Origin of the sequence: Isorropodon fossajaponicum endosymbiont JTNG4 (assembly GCF_016592615.1) — a bacterium.
GTDB lineage: Bacteria > Pseudomonadota > Gammaproteobacteria > PS1 > Pseudothioglobaceae > Ruthia.
The window spans coordinates 994,716-1,013,730 of record NZ_AP013043.1; the positions used below are offsets into that span (position 1 = coordinate 994,716).

General features: G+C 36.4%; 21 protein-coding genes and 2 pseudogenes. 9 read left to right on the forward strand and 14 right to left on the reverse strand.

The genetic code is table 11. The features are described from left to right. The first annotated feature begins 13 nt into the window (after window positions 1–13). Window positions 14–922: a tetratricopeptide repeat protein gene (locus CVFO_RS05905; protein WP_225879230.1), complete on the forward strand. Its 909-nt coding sequence runs from the start codon at window positions 14–16 to the stop codon at window positions 920–922. 342 nt (window positions 923–1,264) lie between these two features. On the opposite strand, the pseudogene CVFO_RS05910 reads toward CVFO_RS05905, so the two are convergent. The 7 genes and pseudogenes from CVFO_RS05910 to hflK all read right to left on the reverse strand — a co-directional run. Next, window positions 1,265–2,057 (reverse strand): annotated as a pseudogene (locus tag CVFO_RS05910) (DNA cytosine methyltransferase); the annotation flags it as partial. Next, window positions 2,006–2,476, reverse strand: a complete 471-nt coding sequence (locus CVFO_RS05915; protein WP_225879231.1) for a hypothetical protein — start codon at window positions 2,474–2,476, stop codon at window positions 2,006–2,008. The gene CVFO_RS05915 and the pseudogene CVFO_RS05910, both read right to left, overlap by 52 nt. 275 nt (window positions 2,477–2,751) lie before the next feature. Continuing rightward, window positions 2,752–4,869 (reverse strand): ribonuclease R, encoded by a 2,118-nt coding sequence (rnr, locus tag CVFO_RS05920; protein WP_201339156.1) that lies wholly within the window; start codon window positions 4,867–4,869, stop codon window positions 2,752–2,754. A gap of 4 nt (window positions 4,870–4,873) precedes the next feature. Further along, window positions 4,874–6,190 carry an adenylosuccinate synthase gene (locus CVFO_RS05925; RefSeq protein ID WP_201339157.1) on the reverse strand — a complete coding sequence of 439 codons (1,317 nt, stop codon included), beginning with the start codon at window positions 6,188–6,190 and terminating at the stop codon, window positions 4,874–4,876. Window positions 6,191–6,245: 55 nt separating this feature from the next. Then, a complete protein-coding gene (locus CVFO_RS05930; protein ID WP_201339158.1) occupies window positions 6,246–7,202 on the reverse strand; it encodes an ATP phosphoribosyltransferase regulatory subunit in 957 nt (318 codons plus the stop codon). Window positions 7,203–7,207: 5 nt separating this feature from the next. Next, window positions 7,208–8,065: a protease modulator HflC gene (hflC, locus tag CVFO_RS05935; RefSeq protein WP_201339159.1), complete on the reverse strand. Its 858-nt coding sequence runs from the start codon at window positions 8,063–8,065 to the stop codon at window positions 7,208–7,210. After that, window positions 8,065–9,237, reverse strand: coding sequence for an FtsH protease activity modulator HflK (gene hflK, locus CVFO_RS05940; protein WP_201339160.1), 1,173 nt, complete (start codon window positions 9,235–9,237; stop codon window positions 8,065–8,067). The genes hflC and hflK overlap by 1 nt, the downstream gene beginning before the upstream one ends. Before the next feature lie 107 nt (window positions 9,238–9,344). Here hflK and CVFO_RS05945 point away from each other — a divergent pair, with 107 nt between their 5' ends. The 3 genes from CVFO_RS05945 to rlmB are packed head-to-tail and all read left to right on the forward strand — an operon-like array spanning window position 9,345 to window position 13,215. Further along, a complete protein-coding gene (locus CVFO_RS05945) occupies window positions 9,345–11,573 on the forward strand; it encodes an LPS-assembly protein LptD (protein ID WP_225879232.1) in 2,229 nt (742 codons plus the stop codon). Window position 11,574: 1 nt separating this feature from the next. Then, the gene (locus tag CVFO_RS05950; protein ID WP_201339161.1) at window positions 11,575–12,471 is read left to right on the forward strand and encodes a peptidylprolyl isomerase; all 897 of its coding nucleotides are present in this window, start codon (window positions 11,575–11,577) and stop codon (window positions 12,469–12,471) included. After that, complete coding sequence (gene rlmB / locus CVFO_RS05955; RefSeq protein WP_201339162.1) at window positions 12,472–13,215, forward strand: 23S rRNA (guanosine(2251)-2'-O)-methyltransferase RlmB; 744 nt, start codon at window positions 12,472–12,474, stop codon at window positions 13,213–13,215. It abuts the gene before it with no gap. Window positions 13,216–13,277: 62 nt separating this feature from the next. Here rlmB and CVFO_RS05960 read toward each other — a convergent pair whose 3' ends face one another. Beyond that, window positions 13,278–13,619, reverse strand: coding sequence for an IclR family transcriptional regulator (locus CVFO_RS05960; RefSeq protein WP_201339163.1), 342 nt, complete (start codon window positions 13,617–13,619; stop codon window positions 13,278–13,280). On the opposite strand from CVFO_RS05960, the gene CVFO_RS05965 reads away from it, so the two are divergent. The 5 genes from CVFO_RS05965 (at window position 13,613) to CVFO_RS05980 (ending at window position 14,880) form a co-directional block, all read left to right on the forward strand. Then, entirely contained in the window at window positions 13,613–13,849 is a 237-nt protein-coding gene (locus CVFO_RS05965; protein WP_245394570.1) for an isocitrate dehydrogenase kinase/phosphatase-domain containing protein, read from the forward strand. The genes CVFO_RS05960 and CVFO_RS05965 overlap by 7 nt on opposite strands. Continuing rightward, complete coding sequence (locus CVFO_RS09145) at window positions 13,846–14,145, forward strand: RraA family protein (protein ID WP_281064391.1); 300 nt, start codon at window positions 13,846–13,848, stop codon at window positions 14,143–14,145. The genes CVFO_RS05965 and CVFO_RS09145 overlap by 4 nt, the downstream gene beginning before the upstream one ends. Next, entirely contained in the window at window positions 14,126–14,335 is a 210-nt protein-coding gene (locus CVFO_RS09150) for an RraA family protein (RefSeq protein WP_281064392.1), read from the forward strand. The genes CVFO_RS09145 and CVFO_RS09150 overlap by 20 nt, the downstream gene beginning before the upstream one ends. 82 nt (window positions 14,336–14,417) lie before the next feature. Further along, window positions 14,418–14,645 (forward strand): hypothetical protein, encoded by a 228-nt coding sequence (locus tag CVFO_RS05975; protein WP_201339164.1) that lies wholly within the window; start codon window positions 14,418–14,420, stop codon window positions 14,643–14,645. After that, on the forward strand, window positions 14,617–14,880 hold the full coding sequence (locus CVFO_RS05980) for a hypothetical protein (RefSeq protein ID WP_201339165.1): 264 nt from the start codon (window positions 14,617–14,619) through the stop codon (window positions 14,878–14,880). Before CVFO_RS05975 ends, CVFO_RS05980 begins: the two co-directional genes overlap by 29 nt. A gap of 68 nt (window positions 14,881–14,948) precedes the next feature. Here the strand turns inward: CVFO_RS05980 and CVFO_RS09035 are convergent, their stop codons facing one another. The 6 genes and pseudogenes from CVFO_RS09035 to CVFO_RS06015 all read right to left on the reverse strand — a co-directional run bounded on the left by CVFO_RS09035 (window position 14,949) and on the right by CVFO_RS06015 (window position 18,958). Then, window positions 14,949–15,239 (reverse strand): rhodanese-like domain-containing protein, encoded by a 291-nt coding sequence (locus CVFO_RS09035; protein WP_201339166.1) that lies wholly within the window; start codon window positions 15,237–15,239, stop codon window positions 14,949–14,951. A 4-nt stretch (window positions 15,240–15,243) separates the two neighbouring features. Then, on the reverse strand, window positions 15,244–16,563 hold the full coding sequence (locus CVFO_RS05990) for a vWA domain-containing protein (RefSeq protein WP_201339167.1): 1,320 nt from the start codon (window positions 16,561–16,563) through the stop codon (window positions 15,244–15,246). Beyond that, window positions 16,560–16,814 (reverse strand): hypothetical protein, encoded by a 255-nt coding sequence (locus CVFO_RS05995; RefSeq protein WP_201339168.1) that lies wholly within the window; start codon window positions 16,812–16,814, stop codon window positions 16,560–16,562. Before CVFO_RS05995 ends, CVFO_RS05990 begins: the two co-directional genes overlap by 4 nt. Before the next feature lie 189 nt (window positions 16,815–17,003). Continuing rightward, complete coding sequence (locus CVFO_RS09515; protein WP_225879233.1) at window positions 17,004–17,261, reverse strand: NnrS family protein; 258 nt, start codon at window positions 17,259–17,261, stop codon at window positions 17,004–17,006. Next, window positions 17,216–17,855: pseudogene (locus tag CVFO_RS09520) on the reverse strand (NnrS family protein). The gene CVFO_RS09515 and the pseudogene CVFO_RS09520 overlap by 46 nt, the downstream one beginning before the upstream one ends. A 62-nt stretch (window positions 17,856–17,917) precedes the next feature. Further along, window positions 17,918–18,958, reverse strand: coding sequence for an AAA family ATPase (locus CVFO_RS06015; protein WP_201339171.1), 1,041 nt, complete (start codon window positions 18,956–18,958; stop codon window positions 17,918–17,920). Window positions 18,959–19,015 lie beyond the last annotated feature (57 nt).

The following is a 19,015-nucleotide window of genomic DNA, read 5'->3' on the forward strand; positions in this document are numbered from 1 at the left end:
ACAAAGTGTTAGAATGACATCTTTACAAACGCTCAAAACTCAAGTGAAAAAATACATTCTAATACTGGTTATTGTAGCTTTAAACACTCTAAGTCCTACACAAGCCGAAAACACAAATAATAAAAATTTGACCTTAGCAGAAACGCCCATTACAAAAGCACTATACAAACCTTTTATAGAGCGATATATATTGGATGACCTTAAACTATTGCGCCAAGAGCAACAACAATTAAGGGTTGATTTTGTTGAAAAAGTCGCAAACGCAAGGCTAGATGTTTCTGACAGGGCACTTAGATACACAGCAGATACCACGACTAATATTTTCTACATCATCACCATTGCTGCTACCTTGTTAGTACTACTAGGATGGCGCTCATTACAAGATGTCAGAGATAATATTAAGACCATCACTTCAAAACAAATATCAGACTTAACAAAAAAATACGAAAAAAGACTAAGTGAAATAGAAGACAAAGCCAGAGTTCGCTCTGAACAAATCATCAGCACGCAACAAGATATTGCCAACACCAACCTGATTCATTCATTATGGGTGCGCTCAGGCATTACCAAAAGCGAACAAGAAAAAATCAATATTTTTGATGAAATTTTAGATCTAACCCCGGATGATATTGAGGCATTAACCTACAAAGCCGATACTTTGCTAGATATCGATGAGGATACTTGGTCGCTATCTCTATCTAACCGCGCTATAGAAATAAACGATAAATATGCATTGGCTTACTGGCAAAGAGCCTGTGCAAAAGCCAAATTAGGGCAACATGATGATGCGGTAGCGGACATAAAATTAGCCATTGATTTAACAGATTCACTGAAAGCAGAAGTTATGAATGAAATTTATTTCGAAAATTTAAAAAATAACAAGAAATTTCGAGTTTTGACTGGGAAAATTGAAAATAATTAGAGAATAAGGGAAGTAATGAAACAAGTTTTAACTGAATATAACAAAAATATTGCACTTGCAAGTTGAATTCAAGGCGTCCCTTTTATTACGAAAATTTATTTTTACTGTAAATAGAATTGAGACATTTTCTAACAGGGTTGTAATGTGATTTTCTATGCCGAAGAATATTATCTCCAGAATTTGTAACTATATGCTCAAACTCCTCATTTGATACTGGGCCACTTTCAAATAAATCTAAGTATGCCCCCATATCTTATCGTTTTTCTTGTGTATCCAATTTAATATATCTTTACGCATTATTTACTGAACAAACGGTCAGGTGGAATGATTTGTTATGTGCTTTTATAGTTGCTCCTTAATAGTTTTTGCTAAACAATAGGCTAAATTACAAGGAACTGCATTACCTACCATTTTATAGCCATCTGCTAAATTGCTATAATGAAATATATAATTATCTAGAAAAGTTTGAATTCTTGCACACTCTCTAATACTTAATCTTCTGTACAACTTCTCTTTTCCTTCAACAAAAACCCTTTTATTTTGATGAATAAATTGCATTTTTGGTGCCTGTGGATGTAGTGGTGCATGCCTACCACCTGCTTGAATAGTGAAAGATGATTCATCCCAACTTCTGACTCTATTTCTAGACATATAAATTGTTGAAAAACCTCCTATCATATATTCGTGATTAGGCAATAAGCAATTACCATTATTTGTTTTTTGTTTGTCTTTTGCAGGTAATACGCTTTCTTGAATATCCGAAATTATATCGTTTAAAACCCGCTTATTCTTTAATGGGCTAGGGAATATAAAGTTAAAATCCAAATCTTTTCTAATACCAATAAAAAACACTCTTTTTCTTGTTTGGGGAACACCATAATCAACAGCATTTAAAAGAGAAAAAGATAAGTTATAGCCGCTTTCACTGAATAGTTTTTTAATATTTTCTAATGCATCTTTATGTCGTATTGCCAACATTCCAGAAACATTTTCTGCTAAAAAAAAAACTTAGGTTTTTTACCTCTTAAGATTCTAATGAACTCAAAGAACAATTGCCCTCTCCTCTTTGGTCTTTAATTCCTCTTAATGCACCTGCTTCATTCCAACTTTGACAAGGAGGGCCACCGATAATCCCATAAATCTTTGAATTGTCAGAGCTGCTATTTGCATTTGCACACCAGACACTGTTAATCCTTGGGATATTTTCTCAGCTAAATCTGGCTTAATGCTTGAGCCAACTAGAAGCCTAATCCATTTTGGATCTAGAGAAATGTTTTTATCTAAAATATCAGGAAATTGCTCTATTATTTGATTTTTTCCAAGCAGATAATCTTCTAGTTGTTTTAAATGTATATTGCTTAACTCCCCAAGTTTAAGTTCAACTACGCCAATATATTCATTGGAATATGTCAAAAGAATGTCAATTCTTCCATCAGTATCTTTACTTGTTCGACTTTGCTTTAAAGTAAGTTCTTCTTGAATAATAGCAACATCTGAAAAAGTGTCCTTATCTAACGCTAACACGCCTTCGTTTTCTACTAAATATGACTCCATTGAAAGTTCCCGCCTAAAAGGAAAACTTTCGGGTCGCTCTTCATTTTCAGTTAGGTGTCTAAGTAATTTCATATTTTCCTGTACGGCTACTATTAGTATAAGGACATATTCTCTTATACACTCTATTAAAAATAAAACTATGTAAAAATAATGGCTTTCACCTCTATTTAAGATAAAAATACTATTTTTTATCTAATATGCTATATTATAATGAAAAAAATATTACTACAAAGATTCAGTTTTTAATCGTTTTACTAGGCACAAATTATAGCACCTTATTTAGCTGGTACAAACACCATCTGTCTATCGTCAAGATTAACAGAAGCGACTTGAATTTTAATGGTATCGCCTAGTTGATAAACTTTGCCAGTACGTTCGCCTTTGAGTTGATGGTGAATGTCATCAAAAATATAATAGTCATCTTTCATGTCACGCATGGCAATCATGCCTTCGACAAATACGTCGGTGAGCTCGATAAAGATACCAAAACCAGCAACGCCAGAAATAACACCATTAAAGGTATCGCCTACTTTGTCGCGCATGTATTCACATTTTAGCCATTGTTCAACATCGCGTGAGGCGTCGTCTGCTCGGCGTTCGGTCATAGATAAGTGCGCGCCAATTTCAGGCATTTTTTTGCTGGGTTTTCTGCTCTTTTTGTCTAAAACGCGTTTAATAGCGCGATGTACCAAAAGATCAGGATAACGCCTGATGGGTGAGGTGAAATGGGTGTAGTCTTCAAATGCCAAGCCAAAGTGTCCTTCGTTGGCAGGAGTGTAAACGGCTTGTTTCATGGTGTGTAAAACAACGGTTTTAATGATGTTTTCATCGTCTCTGCCTTTGGCACTTTCAAGTACTTTGGCAAAGTCTTTAGAATCTGGTTGCGCACCACCTTCAAGTGTTAAGCCAATGGCAGTTAAAAATTGGCGAGTGACCTCTGCTTTTTCTGCCGTGGGTTTGGGATGAATTCGGTATAAAAAGTCCTCATTATGATGGTTTAAAAATTTAGCACTTGATTGATTGGCCATTAACATGCACTCTTCAATCAGCTTGTGAGCATCGTTGCGAGAGCGGGCAACAATATTATCAATTTTGCCGTTATCATTAAATAAAATTTGTGATTCGATGCGATCAAAATCCATGACCCCACGCTTAATTCTGGCGTGCTTAAGGGCTTTGTATAAATCATACAATGCGTTTAAATTATCCATCACTGATGTGTACTGTTGAGTCAAGTCGACATCATGGTGTTCTAAAATTTGGTTCACCTTGGTGTAGGTTAATCGTGCGTGTGAGAACATAACGGCAGGATAAAACTTATAATCCAACAATTTGCCATGAGTATCAATATTCATCTCACAAGTCATGCACAAGCGCTCAACATCAGGGTTAATTGAACATAGGCCGTTTGACAAAGCCTCAGGTAACATTGGTACAACGCGGCGTGGAAAATATACCGAATTGCCACGATCTGTGGCATCTTTGTCTAAGTCTGAGCCTTCTTTTACGTAGTGTGATACATCGGCAATAGCAACAACCAATTTCCAGCCTTTGCTGGTGGCTTGTGCGTAAACGGCATCGTCAAAATCGCGAGAATCTTCACCATCAATCGTCACTAATCTCATTTTAGTGATGTCAATTCGACCTTTTTTATCGCTATCGGTTACTGTGCTTGGTAATTTATCGGTTTGCACAAGTGCTTCGGGTGAAAAATCAACTGGAATGCCATTGCGATAAAGGGCGGAATCTGTTTCTACGCCTTCATCCATGTAGCTGCCTAAAATTTGGACAATTTCGCCCACTGCTTGGCTTTCTAGAGTTGGGGACTTGGTGATTTTAACAATCACAATTTGCTCATCAAGATGTTCTTTATTAATATTTGAAATATTAATATTATGCTTAATACGCTTATCGTCAACCACAACATAAGCTTCTTCTTTTTCAAGATGTAGGCGCCCTACTACAGTTTCAATACTTTTGATAACTTTAACAATTTGTGCATCACCGCGCTGGTTAAGCAAGCGTGCTTTAACTCGGTCGCCATGAAAAACCAATTGCATTTGCTTTGATGATAGTCTTAAATCTTTACCACCTTCATCTAATGCAATAAAACCAAAGCCTTTTGGATTGGCAATTACTGTACCAGTCATCACCCCACTTTTTGCACTAAACTTGTGATACACGCCACGCTGATCACAATTTAGCTGTTGGTCACGAACCATGGCCTTAAGGCGGTGCGTTAAGGGTTTTTTTTGATGGTGGTCAATGGCCAACAAATCGTATAATTCATGTAACTTATGTGATTTTTTTTCAAAAAAACTAAGGATATGCTCTCTTGAAGGAATTGGGTTATCGTATTTTTCTGACTCTCTTTTATAATGGGGATCTGACATTTAATTACTCGAATGGATGGTTTAAAATTAGGGTTTGTGCGCGGTCTGGACCAGTGGATAAAATATCAACTGGAAGATTGGCTAATTGTTCAATTTTGCGAATGTAGCTTTGCGCTTCAACGGGCAATGAATCAAACGAATCGGTGCCAATGGTTGAGGTTTTCCAGCCGGGCATTTCAATATAGATTGGCTTGACTCTAGCATAGCCTTCGGCAGAAAATGGAGGGGTGATTGTTTCAACGCCATCAATTTCATAAGCTGTGCAAATTTTGATTGTTTCCAAGGTATCCATCACGTCAAGCTTGGTTAGGCAAATACCCGTCACTGCATTTAAGTTAAATGAGCGTTTGAGCGTTACCATATCTAACCAGCCACAACGGCGTTGACGACCTGTGGTTGCGCCAAATTCATGGCCAACCGTACCCAGCACTTTACCAATTTCATCGCCCTTATCAAGCTCAACATCATAAATCAACTCAGTTGGGAATGGGCCGCCACCCACACGTGTTGTATAGGCTTTAACAATGCCCAATACATAATCAATATCTGTTACGCCAACACCTGAGCCAGTGACTGCACCACCAGAGGTTGTATTTGAGGAGGTGACAAATGGGTAAGTGCCTTGGTCAATGTCTAATAATGCACCTTGTGCGCCTTCAAATAGTATGTTTTCATCATTAGCAATGTGTTTATGAATTTGCTCTGTTACATCAACAATCATATGTTTGATTTGCTCTGCTTGAGATAAGGCTTCATCTAATGTGGCTTGATAATCAACAGGGTCTGCATTATAGTAATGAGTCAGAGAAAAGTTATGATACTCCATCACCTCTTTAAGTTTTGAAGCAAACAGGGCTGAGTCTAATAAATCACTAACACGCAAACCACGACGGGCAACTTTGTCTTCATAAGCAGGACCAATGCCATTGCCTGTAGTGCCAATCGCAGCCTTGCCACGCTTTGCTTCACGGGCATTATCAAGTGCAATGTGATATGGCAAAATTAAAGGACAGCCTGGGCTAATTTTTAAGCGCTTTGTTGTATCAATATCAGCAGCTTTTAACTCCGCCATTTCTTTTAACAAAGCAGACATTGACAACACTACACCATGACCAATTAAACATTCGACATGGTTGCGTAAAATACCCGAAGGAATAAGGTGTAATACCGTTGTTTTACCATTAATTACCAAGGTATGACCTGCGTTGTGTCCGCCTTGAAAGCGCACTACGCTCGCTACTTTATCTGTGATTAAATCAACCGCTTTGCCTTTGCCTTCATCACCCCATTGGGTGCCAATAATGACTACATTTTTTGACATGCTAATTCCTAACTATACTAATGTTTTTTAAAATAAATTTACTCAAAGTCATTTACTAAAAATGACTTTGAGATAAAAATTTCAAATCAAATGAAAAACCAGTGGCTGCTCTTGATTTGCCAAAAGACTTGCCAATACCATTATAACGACCACCTTGTGCCAATGCTTTAGAGTAGTTTTCGTTATAAGCTGAAAACACAATGCCGGTGTGATACTCATGAACTTGCAATTCACTAAGGTCAAAAATGGCTTTAATACCTTTGGCATTAAGTTGTTTATCAATGGCAATTAAATCTTCAATGGCTACCTTGGCTTGATCAAGATGGCTAAATATTGTCAATGCCTCGCTTAAAATATCCGAACCCCCCTCTAGTTTTATCAAACGAATAAATAAATCAGCATTTTTAAGCGCATTATTGTTTAAAAATACTGATAAATCTGGGGTTGAACGGTGTGAAAAAATTGCTCGTAATTGTACAACAGTCTGTATTGAAATGTCCTCTTGTACTATCAGTGCATCAAAAATTGCAACATTGCCCAAACTAAGTACGATTGGATCAATTGATAATAACCTTAAGCTTTCCTGCATTAGCTCAATCACTTCAACATCAGCACTAATTTCATTTGATCCATATAATTCAGCACCCGCTTGAATAGGAGAGCGCGAGGCGTAAAAATCATCCGCCTTAGTTTTTAGGATTGAATTGATATAACAATATTTTTCAACTGAATTACTGCCACGTTTGGCATCAATGCGTGCAATTTGTGGGGTGATATCAGCATGCACACCTAACATCTTGCCACTGATAGGATCTAATAATTTAAAGGTTTTCTCATCAATAGCATCACTGGTTAGCAGTAGTGAATTAACATGCTCCACCATAGGTGGAATGACCAGACCAAAACCCTTATCAGCGTATAAGTCTAAAAGCCGACGGCGCAGAGATTCAAAAACTAATGCTTGATCGTTAGTGAATTCATCTATGCCTTCAGGTAGTTGCCATGCCCCCATTTTAATTATTTAATGGGCGGGTTGAAGTGACGGAAAAATTCCGTGTTTGGATCGAGTACTAAAATATTGTTTTGATTGGAAAATGACTTTTTATATGACTCTAGCGCACGATAAAAAGCGTAAAAATCTGTGTTCTTATTATAGGCTTGTGCGTAGTTATTTGCACTAACCGCATCGCCCTCACCTCGAATCTTCTCAGAATCACGATAAGCATTTGCTAAAATAATGGTACGTTTTTTGTCAGCTGCCGCTCTGATGATTTCAGCCTCTTCTGCACCTTTGGATCTAAACTCTTTAGCCACTCGTTGGCGCTCTGCCTGCATACGACGATAAACCGAATTAGACACCTCTTGTGATAAATCAATTCGCTTAATACGCACGTCAATAATTTCAATACCAAATTGAGCAATGTCTTTTTTAGCAAGCCTGACAATATTGGACATGATTTCACTACGTTCGCCAGAAACTACATCAGCAATCGTACGTTTTGAAAATTCACTTTTAAGACCAGTTTTAATAATCTGTGTTAAACGATTATTAGTTCTTGCTATATTACCACCCGTTGATTTGTAGAACTGCTCAGCATCAATAATGCGCCATTTAACATAAGAATCAACAATGACGTTTTTCTTCTCACCTGTTAAAAACCGCTCGGCTGGTGCATCCAAAGTTTGAATACGATTGTCAAATTTTACAATATTATTAACAAATGGCATTTTGAATTTAAGGCCTGGAGCTTTCTCAACAGTGACAATTTCACCTAAACGTAATTTAATAACGGTTTGGGTCTCGTTAACTGTGTAAAGTGTTGAACTTAATACTAAGAATAAAACAGCAATTATTGCTAAACCTATTTTTTGCATTATCTACCTCCTCTATTGCGGAAAATGTCTCTAACATTACCACCTTGATTGTTTTGTCGTATTGATGATTCTTGAGTCGTAGTCGTAACTTGGGTATTTGCTTGTCTAGCATTAATCAGTTTGTCAATAGGCAAGTACATCATACTATTAGCCTTAGAATCGACCACTACCTTACTGGTAGAGGCCAGTACATTTTCCATGGTTTCGCGATATAAACGTTCCCTAGTAACTTCAGGTGCTTTTTCATACTCGGCTAAAATTTGCTTAAAGCGTGATGCCTCACCTTCTGATTTAGAAACCACTTCAGATTTATAAGCCTTTGACTCCTCAAGCATACGCGCAGCTTTACCGCGAGATTTTGGCAAAATATCATTGGCATAAGTTTGTGCTTCGTTAATCAAACGTTGTTTGTCTTCACGAGCTTTAACTGCATCAGAAAAGGCAGATTGCACCTGCTCTGGTGGCTGTGCATCTTGCATATTAACGGTTGTTATCAACAAGCCAGTTTTATATCTGTTGAGTAAACTTTGAGATTTTTCTTTAATATCATCAGCGATATTCACTCGACCCTCAGTTAAGATGTAGTCCATAGTATTTTGACCAACAACTTGTCGAATAGCACTTTCAGAGACGTGGCGAAGTGTCATGTCTGGATTGGCAACATTAAATAAATAGGCTTGAACATCATTGATTTTATATTGAACCGCAAACTTAGCTTCAATCATATTTTCATCTTTAGTCAGCATTAAAGATTCGGATGAAACATTACCGCCAAAGCGTCGATTGCCGTTAATCACATTACGATAACCAATTTCAGATGTTCTAATTTGTTCAACATTAACTCTATTTAAAGTTTCAATCGGATAAGGGATGTGCCAATGAGGTCCTTGAGAAGTTTCTTCTTGGAATGCACCAAAGCGTAGCACAACGCCTTTTTCAGCTGGATCGATAATATAAATACCTGACAACAGCCAGACTAATAGAACCAAAATTAATATATATTTAAAGCCACCACTTGAGGGTATTTTGGATGTGCCAGCACCTGATGATTTTTTATTATTAAAGAAGCCATCAAATTTATTTTTAAAGTCTTTAATCACTTCCTCTAATTCTGGTGGTGTTTGATTACTACCAGCCCAAGGGTTTTTATTGTTGTTGTCATTCCAAGCCATTTTATTTACGTGTGTCCAAATTATAGTGAAAATCGGAGTTATTTTACCCAAACTAAAGCAAGCCTATGTAATTAATAAGCGGTATATTAATGTTAAAATAGCAAAATTTGAGAAAATATACAACCATCATGAAAAAGCAATTAGCTCTTTATTCATTATTCACCCTACTATCTAGCACTATTAGCGCCGAAAGCTTAGTGTTAAACTGCCAAAACAATGCCTTACTTTTTCCGAAACAAATCCTTTCAGACAAAACCAAAGATCTTGATGTTCAAGCAGATTATAGTGAAGTTGTTAAAGGCGGTAATTATCTTTTAAAAGGCAATGTTTCACTAAATTCAAGCGCATATTTTCTAAGTGCTGACGAAATCAGTATTAACAAGTCTAGTAAAATATCTAGCTCAACTGGCCATGTTAAATTTCAAGACAACGAACTTATGCTAATTGGTGATAAGGCTGTGGTTGAAAAACAAGGCGAAGTAACTCATACAACACTAAATCAGGTCAAATTTCATTACCCTAATTCAAGGATAAATGGTCGTGCTCAAGTTGTGACTAATGATGGCACTAAGCAAGTATTTAGCTCAGGTAGCTACAGTTTATGCCCGCTTGGTAATTCTGACTGGCAAATGAAGGCTGACAAAATCACATTAAATTCTTCAACAAACAAGGGCGTAGCAGAAAATGTTATTATTGAGTTTTTAGGGATGCCTATTTTTTATTCTCCCCATCATGAATGGGCATTGGAAGGTCGTGGTTCTGGATTTTTAGCGCCGGCATTTGGTAGTTACAATGAATCAGGTGTTAATAAGGACAACAACTACCAAGTTAGAATTCCTTATTACTTTAATATTGCTCCTGATCGCGATTTTCTTTTAACACTTAACCAGCTGTCAAGTCGTGGCAGTGTACTTGAAGGCAAATATCGTCAACTTATTACTAATAATAACTATCTAGGTGATGGGCATTTTGAAATTGAAGGTCATTATTTAAACAAAGATAAAATTACCAACAATAGGCGCTGGCTATTAAATTCAAAATTAGACTTATCACTTAATGCCAAAACTGATTTAAGCATTGTTACCAATCGAGTGTCAGATTCGGATTATTTTAAAGAAATTGCGCACAGTAATACTTCGGATTCAGAATTACAATCTCATGTTAATTTATCTTACCAAGATCAAAAGCAAAATTTAACAATGTCTTTATTTTCTGAGTCAGAGCAACTTATTAATAATGGCAGTGCCTCGTACACGCGCGCACCAGAATTATCTATTAACAAAGGCTATAAAGGCTTAGGTGGACGTCATGTTAATTTATCATTGGTTAGTACAAAATTTACACACAAAAACTCAAATACCACAGCCAACAAAACTGGAGTGCGCACTTACGCACAGGCAAAATTTAGCCGCTCATTAAGGACTAATAACTATTCGCTCACCCCAAGTTTGAATTTATCGATGACCGATTACACAATGGATGATGTTGCTAATCAAAAGCGTAATATTGCTAGTTTTAACCTTGATTCTAAATTATTTTTAGAAAGGAAAATATCCTCATTTGGTACGAATTTAACCCAAACTCTAACCCCAAGACTGGCTTACAATTACACACCTAAAAAAGACCAAAGCGCACTGCCTAATTTTGATTCAGATGATAAAAATGACTCATATGAAGGTCTGTTTTCAGGGCAAAAATTCACAGGTATTGATAGAATTGCCAGTGCCAACGATCTTACCTTTGGCCTTGAATCAGATTTTATCGATGAAGAAACGGGTGATACTTATTTAAGTTTAAAAATGGCTCAAGCATACCGATTTGATGACATAGGTATGAACAGCAATGGCGCCTTAGTTAGTCAAAGAAAATATTCTGATATTACCATGTCGACTAATTTAACGATGCGTGACTTTTCTTTTAATAATTCATTGCAATACAATCCAAAAACCAACAAAATAAGTAAGCGCAATAGTTCGGTTAGCTACATTCTAAACCCTAGAAGGTTTTTAACTTTAGCGCATCATGATGATAACGGCAAAAAATCAGCTGAATTATATGGCGCCTATCCACTAACGAAGAAAATACATGTGTTTGCTGGCATTAATCGATCCATTAGTGATTCAATTTCTAACAAAGAAACCACAGGCATTACTTATGAATCTTGCTGTTGGGCGGTGCGTTTAGCACACTTTAAAGAACATGTTAGTGGCAATGACTATGATTATGTGACCAAGTTTGAGTTAGTGCTCAAAGGATTGGCCACTACCTCTTCAAGCTTATACAAACGCCTAGAAGAAAACGTACCTAATTACTTAGCCAACCTTGATGATTTTTAAAATGAAAAAAACTTTACTACTAATCTGTGCATTTTCATTGAATGTATTTGCCACACCTAACAGTATTATTGCTATTGTTAATGATGATTTGGTCACTTTTGACCAAATTAGCGCTAACATTAAACCTAACCATACCAAAGTACAAAAATTAGCCTTGGTCAATCAAAAAATAGACTTAATTTTGCAATTACAAAAAATTAAGCAACTAAACATTACGCCAAAAGCAAATGCAATTAATAGTATGTTAAGCAACATTGCCTCAAATAATGATTTAAGCTTAATGCAATTACAGTCTCTACCTAATTTTGATGAAATTATTGACCATGTAAAACAGAGTTTATCGCTAGAAGGTCTTAGACAATTTATTGTTGAAAATCTTGATACTAAGCTTACTGAGACTGAAGTAACTAAGCAATTACTTAAAACCCCTAATCATTCAAACAAGTTAGAGCAACAAATAAAAATTGCACAAATCACCGTTAATTCTATTGATCAAGCAGACTCATTGTTGCGGTCAAAAGATGGTTTGATTAAAGACTTCTTAATTGACTTAAGCGAAAAAATTAACAAAGGTGATTCATTTTCTACTTTAGCAAAACTTCACTCGCAGGACGCTTCTTATAAAAATGGTGGCGAATCTGATTGGCTTAATCTATTAAAATTGCCGGAAATTTTTAAACAGAATTTAAAAGACCTTTCAGTAGGTGGTTTATCACCACCATTTAAAATAGGACAAGTTTGGAGAATTGTTAAAATTATTGATAAGCGTAGTGTTGATAACGACTTGTTTGAACTTAAAGCTAAATTAGTACGTCAAAAAGAAAATACCTATTTTAATGACTGGATAAAAAAATTAAGGAAAGAGGCTTATGTTGAAATTTTTGACAGTAAGCTATAGATGTCAAAATCAATTATTATCACTGGCTTTCACGCTATTCAAGCACAGTTAGAGTCCAATCCTGAATGTTTTATTAAGGTTTTTACATTAAGTAAACGATGTGATAAACGCTTAAATACCCTCACCTCCGAGCTTAACAATTTTAGCATTAGTGTTCAGCAGTGTGCCAAAATCCAACTAGATAAATTAAGCAATCATCAAACCCACCAAGGCGTTGCCGCTGAAATATTATTACCCGCCCTGCCCAACCAAGGCGAATTAATCTCTTATGTGTCTAAATTGGATAATACTGGTTTAATTTTAGTACTTGATTCTATTCAAGACCCTAGAAATTTGGGTGCTTGCTTGCGTAGCGCCAACGCAGCTGGGGTTGATTGTGTGGTCATTAACAAAGATGGATCAGCACCCATTAATGCACTGGTACACAAGACTTCCGCAGGTGCGCTGAACCAACTAAAAATTTTCCAAGTAACTAATTTATCTCGCACCATTAAAGCACTACAACAACAAAATATTTGGGTAATTGGCTTGGATGGCTCGACCAATACCTCCATTTATCAAATAGACTTAACCACGCCAAGTGCTATTATTATAGGTGCTGAAGGCTCTGGGCTTAGAAGGTTAACCAAACAATCTTGTGACCAATTGGCTAAAATTCCCATGCAAGGCAAGGTGGAGAGTTTAAACGTGTCTGTCGCCACAGGAGTGACACTCTTTGAGATAAATAGACAGCGCCTTTTATAGGCTCAAGGTATGTGAATATTACGCACATATTTGGGTTAGCAATGATAATAATTCTTTCTGCCTTATATCGCTAAAACGACTAATAGGTCCAGATACGGTAAAGCCCCCACAAAATGACCATTATCAGCAATAACTGGTATTGAAATTGCAAACAAAGAAATATTATGTTCATTAACTGAAACATAATAACCCTTATCACGAATATTTTTAAAAAAGCCGCTGGGGTCGTTTTTACGCTGACCATAGGCCAAAATTATTCGCCCTGAAGCGCCCCGATTAAGCTCTAATCTAGTGCCTTGGTCAATATTGTGACGAATTTTGTCAAAAGAATGAGCGCGATATAGACAAATACGGCGTAACTCGACAAAATCGAGTGGTTTTTTATGATTACGATGAAATGGCATCTGAACCTTGGTATTATGTAGGTCCAAATGATGTGTTTCTAGAAGAATTTAAAATTTTTATGTTTTCTAATCATAAAAACAGACAAATATTTAACCAGCATTATAAAAAATTACTAGATGTTAATTATTGGCAAACAATACAAAACAGTCTTAGACAAGGAAATACTAAGGGTTATTACCCTTGCAAACCTGAAGACAGAATGTCTGAAATCTACACTATAAAACAATGATGCAACTAGCAACAGCAGACATATCAGACAAATTACACTCTGAGATGCAATACGTAGAACCAATTTATAACACTTATGACGCTTTGACAAGCTTTTCAGGACAGGTTGAAACGGTTAAATGTTTTGAGGATAATTCACTGGTCAGGGAAATACTGGGTACTAGTGGTGAAAACAAAGTACTGGTTGTTGATGCTGGAGGCTCTAAACATTGTGCTATGCTTGACGATCAATTAGCAACCAAGACCATTAATAACCACTGGGAAGGTGTTGTTATTTATGGTCTTATTAGGGATTAGGGATGCTGAAGTGATTAGTTCAATGCCAATTGGCATACGCGTACTAGGAACACACCCTTTTAAAAGTGTTAAAAAAAATGTAGGGGAAGGCAGTTTTTCGGACGTTGATTTTATACCTGGTGCTTATTTATACGCCGACCAAGATGGTATCATTGTCATTAAGGAAGATATCGAATCATTCGCAATTTAAGCATTAATCAAGATTTATATCAATTTATAGACCAAGAAGTAATGCCAGGTTTGAGCATTAAAACTGATGATTTTTTTCATCATTGACTAATATTGTTGACAGTATGCAAGATGCAAATATACAATTATTGCAAACACGTGACAACCTTCAAAAGAAAATTGACCAGTGGCATATTAAATATCAATCCAATTTTGACTTTGCAACCTATAAACAATTCTTACAAGAGATTGACTATTTATTACCTGAGCCTGCTGATTTTTCGATTCAGGTGGACAATGTAGATGATGAAATTGCAATTAATGTTCGCTAGGGAAGTTTGTATGATGTATTGCTTTATTAGCAATGTTATTGCTAATAAAGATAAAACTGCTATTGGCTCTAGTTACAATCCAGTTCGCGCTCAATCTGTTGTTCAGTGGGCTAATGACTTTTTAGATAAAACAATACCCTTGACTGATGGTTCTTATTCACAGCTTAAATTCATCAACATACAACAAAACAAATTAGAATTTACACTGGTCAATGGAAATCATACATTGGTATAACAGAAGATGGAAACGCTTTAATTAAATAATAACAACTTACACATTGAGCTTGTGATTAATCAAGATACTCACACCATTAAAGACGTAGTATTAGAATCAGCAGTGACAACTATTATTGATTTTGAAGATTCTGTTGCCACCGCTTGCATTGAACGAATACCATGGTGGCAAATAAGTACCGTTTCTTCTGACTTATCCAAGGGGGGGTTATCTAGGCTGGTCATAATTTCCCCCATGGGCAGTAATCTTGCCTTGTCAAAATGACACTTGTCCCACTCCCATTGTTCGCGAACATCCAGCATTAATGGATGATTGTGTTTTAAATGTGTTTCTAACTCAGATGGCGTGAAGTCTTTCATGTGATTAATTTAATTGAATGCGATGACCCCACGGCACACTTTCCTTGCCTTTAACAAGCCACATGACTGGATAGCTTGGTTCAAATTCTGGAAACCTACCTTTGGCATCAGTAAAATAAATTAGCACACTGGAAGCAGTGTCTTGCGCATTAACATAATCAAACACAGGATTAAAGTTAGTACCTTTGCCACCACCTAATGATACTGGAAATGTTAGCTCGCCCCAAGCTTCAAAATGCCATATTAGTTCTTTACTGACTTTTTCATCACAAGCAATTAATATAATTGAGGCGCGTATGTTGCTTTTAATGGCATTAATTTCTGTTACAAACTCATCAATTTCATCTTTAGAGATTGAGCCAGAAGTGTCGATGGCAATAGTCATATCAATTTGGTTAGATCTAAGTGATGGCAATATTGCATTGCCACTACGACGTGATGGCCTAGCATAGGAGAAATCGTCACGTGCAAAACTAGACATATATTGCGATAACAAAGACTGCCAAGAAAACTGAGGTTGCAAGAAAAAATCAATTAATTTAACAAATTCGCCGTCTAATTTTCCTGCTCGTTGTGCAAGTTGTGCGCTTGAGGCAAGATTTTTTTGCCATTTGCTGCTTAATTGTTGAATTTCATCTGGTGTTAAAGGGCTAGGCTTATCTGCCAAGCTAGAAGAAGTTGTATTGTTTTTGTCATTGTCTTTTGCTGAATTATCTTGTAAGTCGTCCTCGCGTAATCCACCATCAGACTCACTCGCATCATCTTTTGGATTGTCATCATATAAATGCTGGTCCATAGGTTCAGTATCAATACTATCATCAATCATTGGGTAAATTTCTTCTGCAATCATGCCTTGATATTTATGAAAAATAGGCAAATCAAGGGGTGGATGAAATCCTTCTTTTACCAAAAGCGGATTAATGGCAAAATCACAAGCCAAATCCCACTTATGTTTAAGCCGATTGCCACGGCGAGAAAAATGCGTTAATGCACAATGCAGAGCCTCATGAATAAGCACAAACTTAACTTGATGATTATCAAGCTGGTCAATAAAACCTGGGTTGTAATAAAAACTTTTAGCGTCAGTTGCACTCGTCCTACACCAAGAGCCAGCGGCTTTAAGCGGTAGTCGAAGTACTAAATTACCCAGAAAAGGTTTGTCAAGAATAAGTTGTGTGCGTGCTTTAGTTAGCTTTGTCTCAACTGCTTGTAAGTCAATCTTGTCAATGTTATTTTCAATCACAACATCTTCGCCAATAACTCTTACCTGCGGCTCAAGTTCAATATTACTGTTTTGCCAAAATTGATAGTCTGATTTGCTCATATTTTAAGCATGGGTGTATAACATGAACTTGATTTAATAATAGTGAGTTTTTCACTGTCTGATAATAAATCAATCCTTGGAAATAGCTGCCTGTCTTCTAATCGAGAATGAGATTTTAACAAGCTACTAAAGGTTAATAAGTATTCTGGATGATTGGGTAAATCTTGCGCCAATTGGTACAACTGTTGATGCTCATCAATCAACTGGTTGCATAATTTCAAAAGCGGGTCTGATTTATATTTTAAAGGCATGAAAATTATTAGCTATTCTGTTTCAAAATGCTCAGAAAAAGTAGATTTAAATGTTTTTGATATCTGTTAAACACAAATCTTTAATATTAGAAGCATTGTTTGATTTTACCGTGTTAACGCACTTATTTGCTAACGATAGTGATACGTGATGTTCTTTAGTCAAGATTAAAAGTTCATCAGCTATTTTCATTATCCAAATTGGCCATCAATTCTGGGTTTAAAAAACAGTGGCATACAAATAAGTAAAAACCCCATAAAAGCACTAATCCATAAAGCTTGTGCTATCAAAATCCATTCATGATAATAGGTCATATTTAATACTGGGAAAATAACTCTAAATACAAAGGACAATGACAATAATACAAAAATTAAACTGTGAATGTCTAAATTAGGTGGCAAGGTTATAAAATAAGACAAACTCTTAAATCCAAAACCCGTAAGCCACATAAAGCCCCCACAATAGAGATTTTGTCCAAAATTTTAGCGTGGTGGTACCAGCACATCAGTCTGATACTATGAATGAGCAGTAAAGCTAAAGCAAGAACAGTACTAATAGGCGTGTTAAAAAATACTTCAATGGGTATAAATATCACCAATAAAATTAGGCTTGATAAATCTAAGAATTTAGAATTTTTTAACTCATGATCAAGCCCTAATCCACGTTCAATAAAAAAAGGAATCAGTCTTCTTATCATCATAAGAATAAGACTCAATACCAAGTAAAAACCCAAATACAAGCCCCAAGTCACGCCCTGCTCAACAATGCCCAACAAGCCTAGATAAAACAAGCTGTGTGCAATTGTCATTAACAATAACTTAGCAACAACACCAATGTGCTGCCATTGGTTTGATTTTAATAATAGGATAAGTTATTGCAACAAAGGCGAATAGTAAAAAGCCCACAATAACCGCCATTGTATAGGCAAAAATCATTTCATGTGCATGCCAAATAGTGCTATTAATGTGACTAGTCAATATTGACATGTGAAAAAATACATCCCACAACAGCATTGAAACAACACTAGCCAAGCCTGCTGCCATAAAAACACTCTAAACCCTGAGCGTAAAAATGGTGCTATTTTGATTAAGGTTAATCATTAGTTTTAATCAAATATAACATCAGCAATTTTATTTGCCCAATCAGCAAATTCAGGGATGGTAAAAATATCGCCACCAATGCTACGTTGCATATCTGATACCAGCATAACACCCAATTCTTTTTGGGGGAAATTTTTAGCAAAATTAAGAATATGGCCCCATACTTTTTCAGCACAATCAGTGCCTTTAACACCGATTGCTCTACCTGCTAGTGCTGCACAAATTGCATATTGCAAATCAAGCTCTTTGGGAATTGAGACATTTTTGCCATTAATAATAGCATCAAGATCAGGCAAATCAGCCATATGTTCAACAAATGTGGTAATTTCAACCCCTGCTACTTCGCCAACACAAGCACTAGCAGCTTGCCTAAATAAAGACAAATCAGTGCCAAATTTATTCAATGCCCGATGTACAAATTCCCAAGTTCTTGGCGAGGGAAAGGCAACTGGGTTATATTTAACATCAAACTCAAACAAATGCTCAGGACGATAGCGTAAAAAACCAATAATACGTTCATCAATGTTGTTTTTATATGCCCACGTCACCCAATCATCTAAGTTAACATCGAGCTCAAAATGCGAAAAGCGATTTGCCAAAGGTGCAGGCATGGAATAAGTAACACCCCGATCACCTTGACGATTACCTGCAGCAAATATCACCCAACCCTTAGGCACAATATAATCACCCAAACGACGATCAAGAATAAGCTGATAAGCCGCTGCTGATACAGTTGGTGGTGCTGAAGTAATTTCATCAAGAAACAAAATACCTTGCTTACCATGACGCTTTGAATCGGGTAATAATGAAGGCACTGACCAGTCAACCAAATCTCCATTTTTAAACGGTATACCACGAAGGTCACTAGGTTCCATTTGTGATAAACGAATATCAATAATATTAACCCCATTCTTAGTTGCCACTTGAGAGATGATTTGGGACTTGCCAATTCCTGGCGCACCCCATAACATAACGGGTGTATGATGGCCTTGCATCACTGATATTAACTCTTCATTAAGAATTTTACTGACTTGTTCTGGACGCATGAATACTTGAAATTATTAAAACAGACCCTATTTTACAGTAACAAAAGATAAAATCAC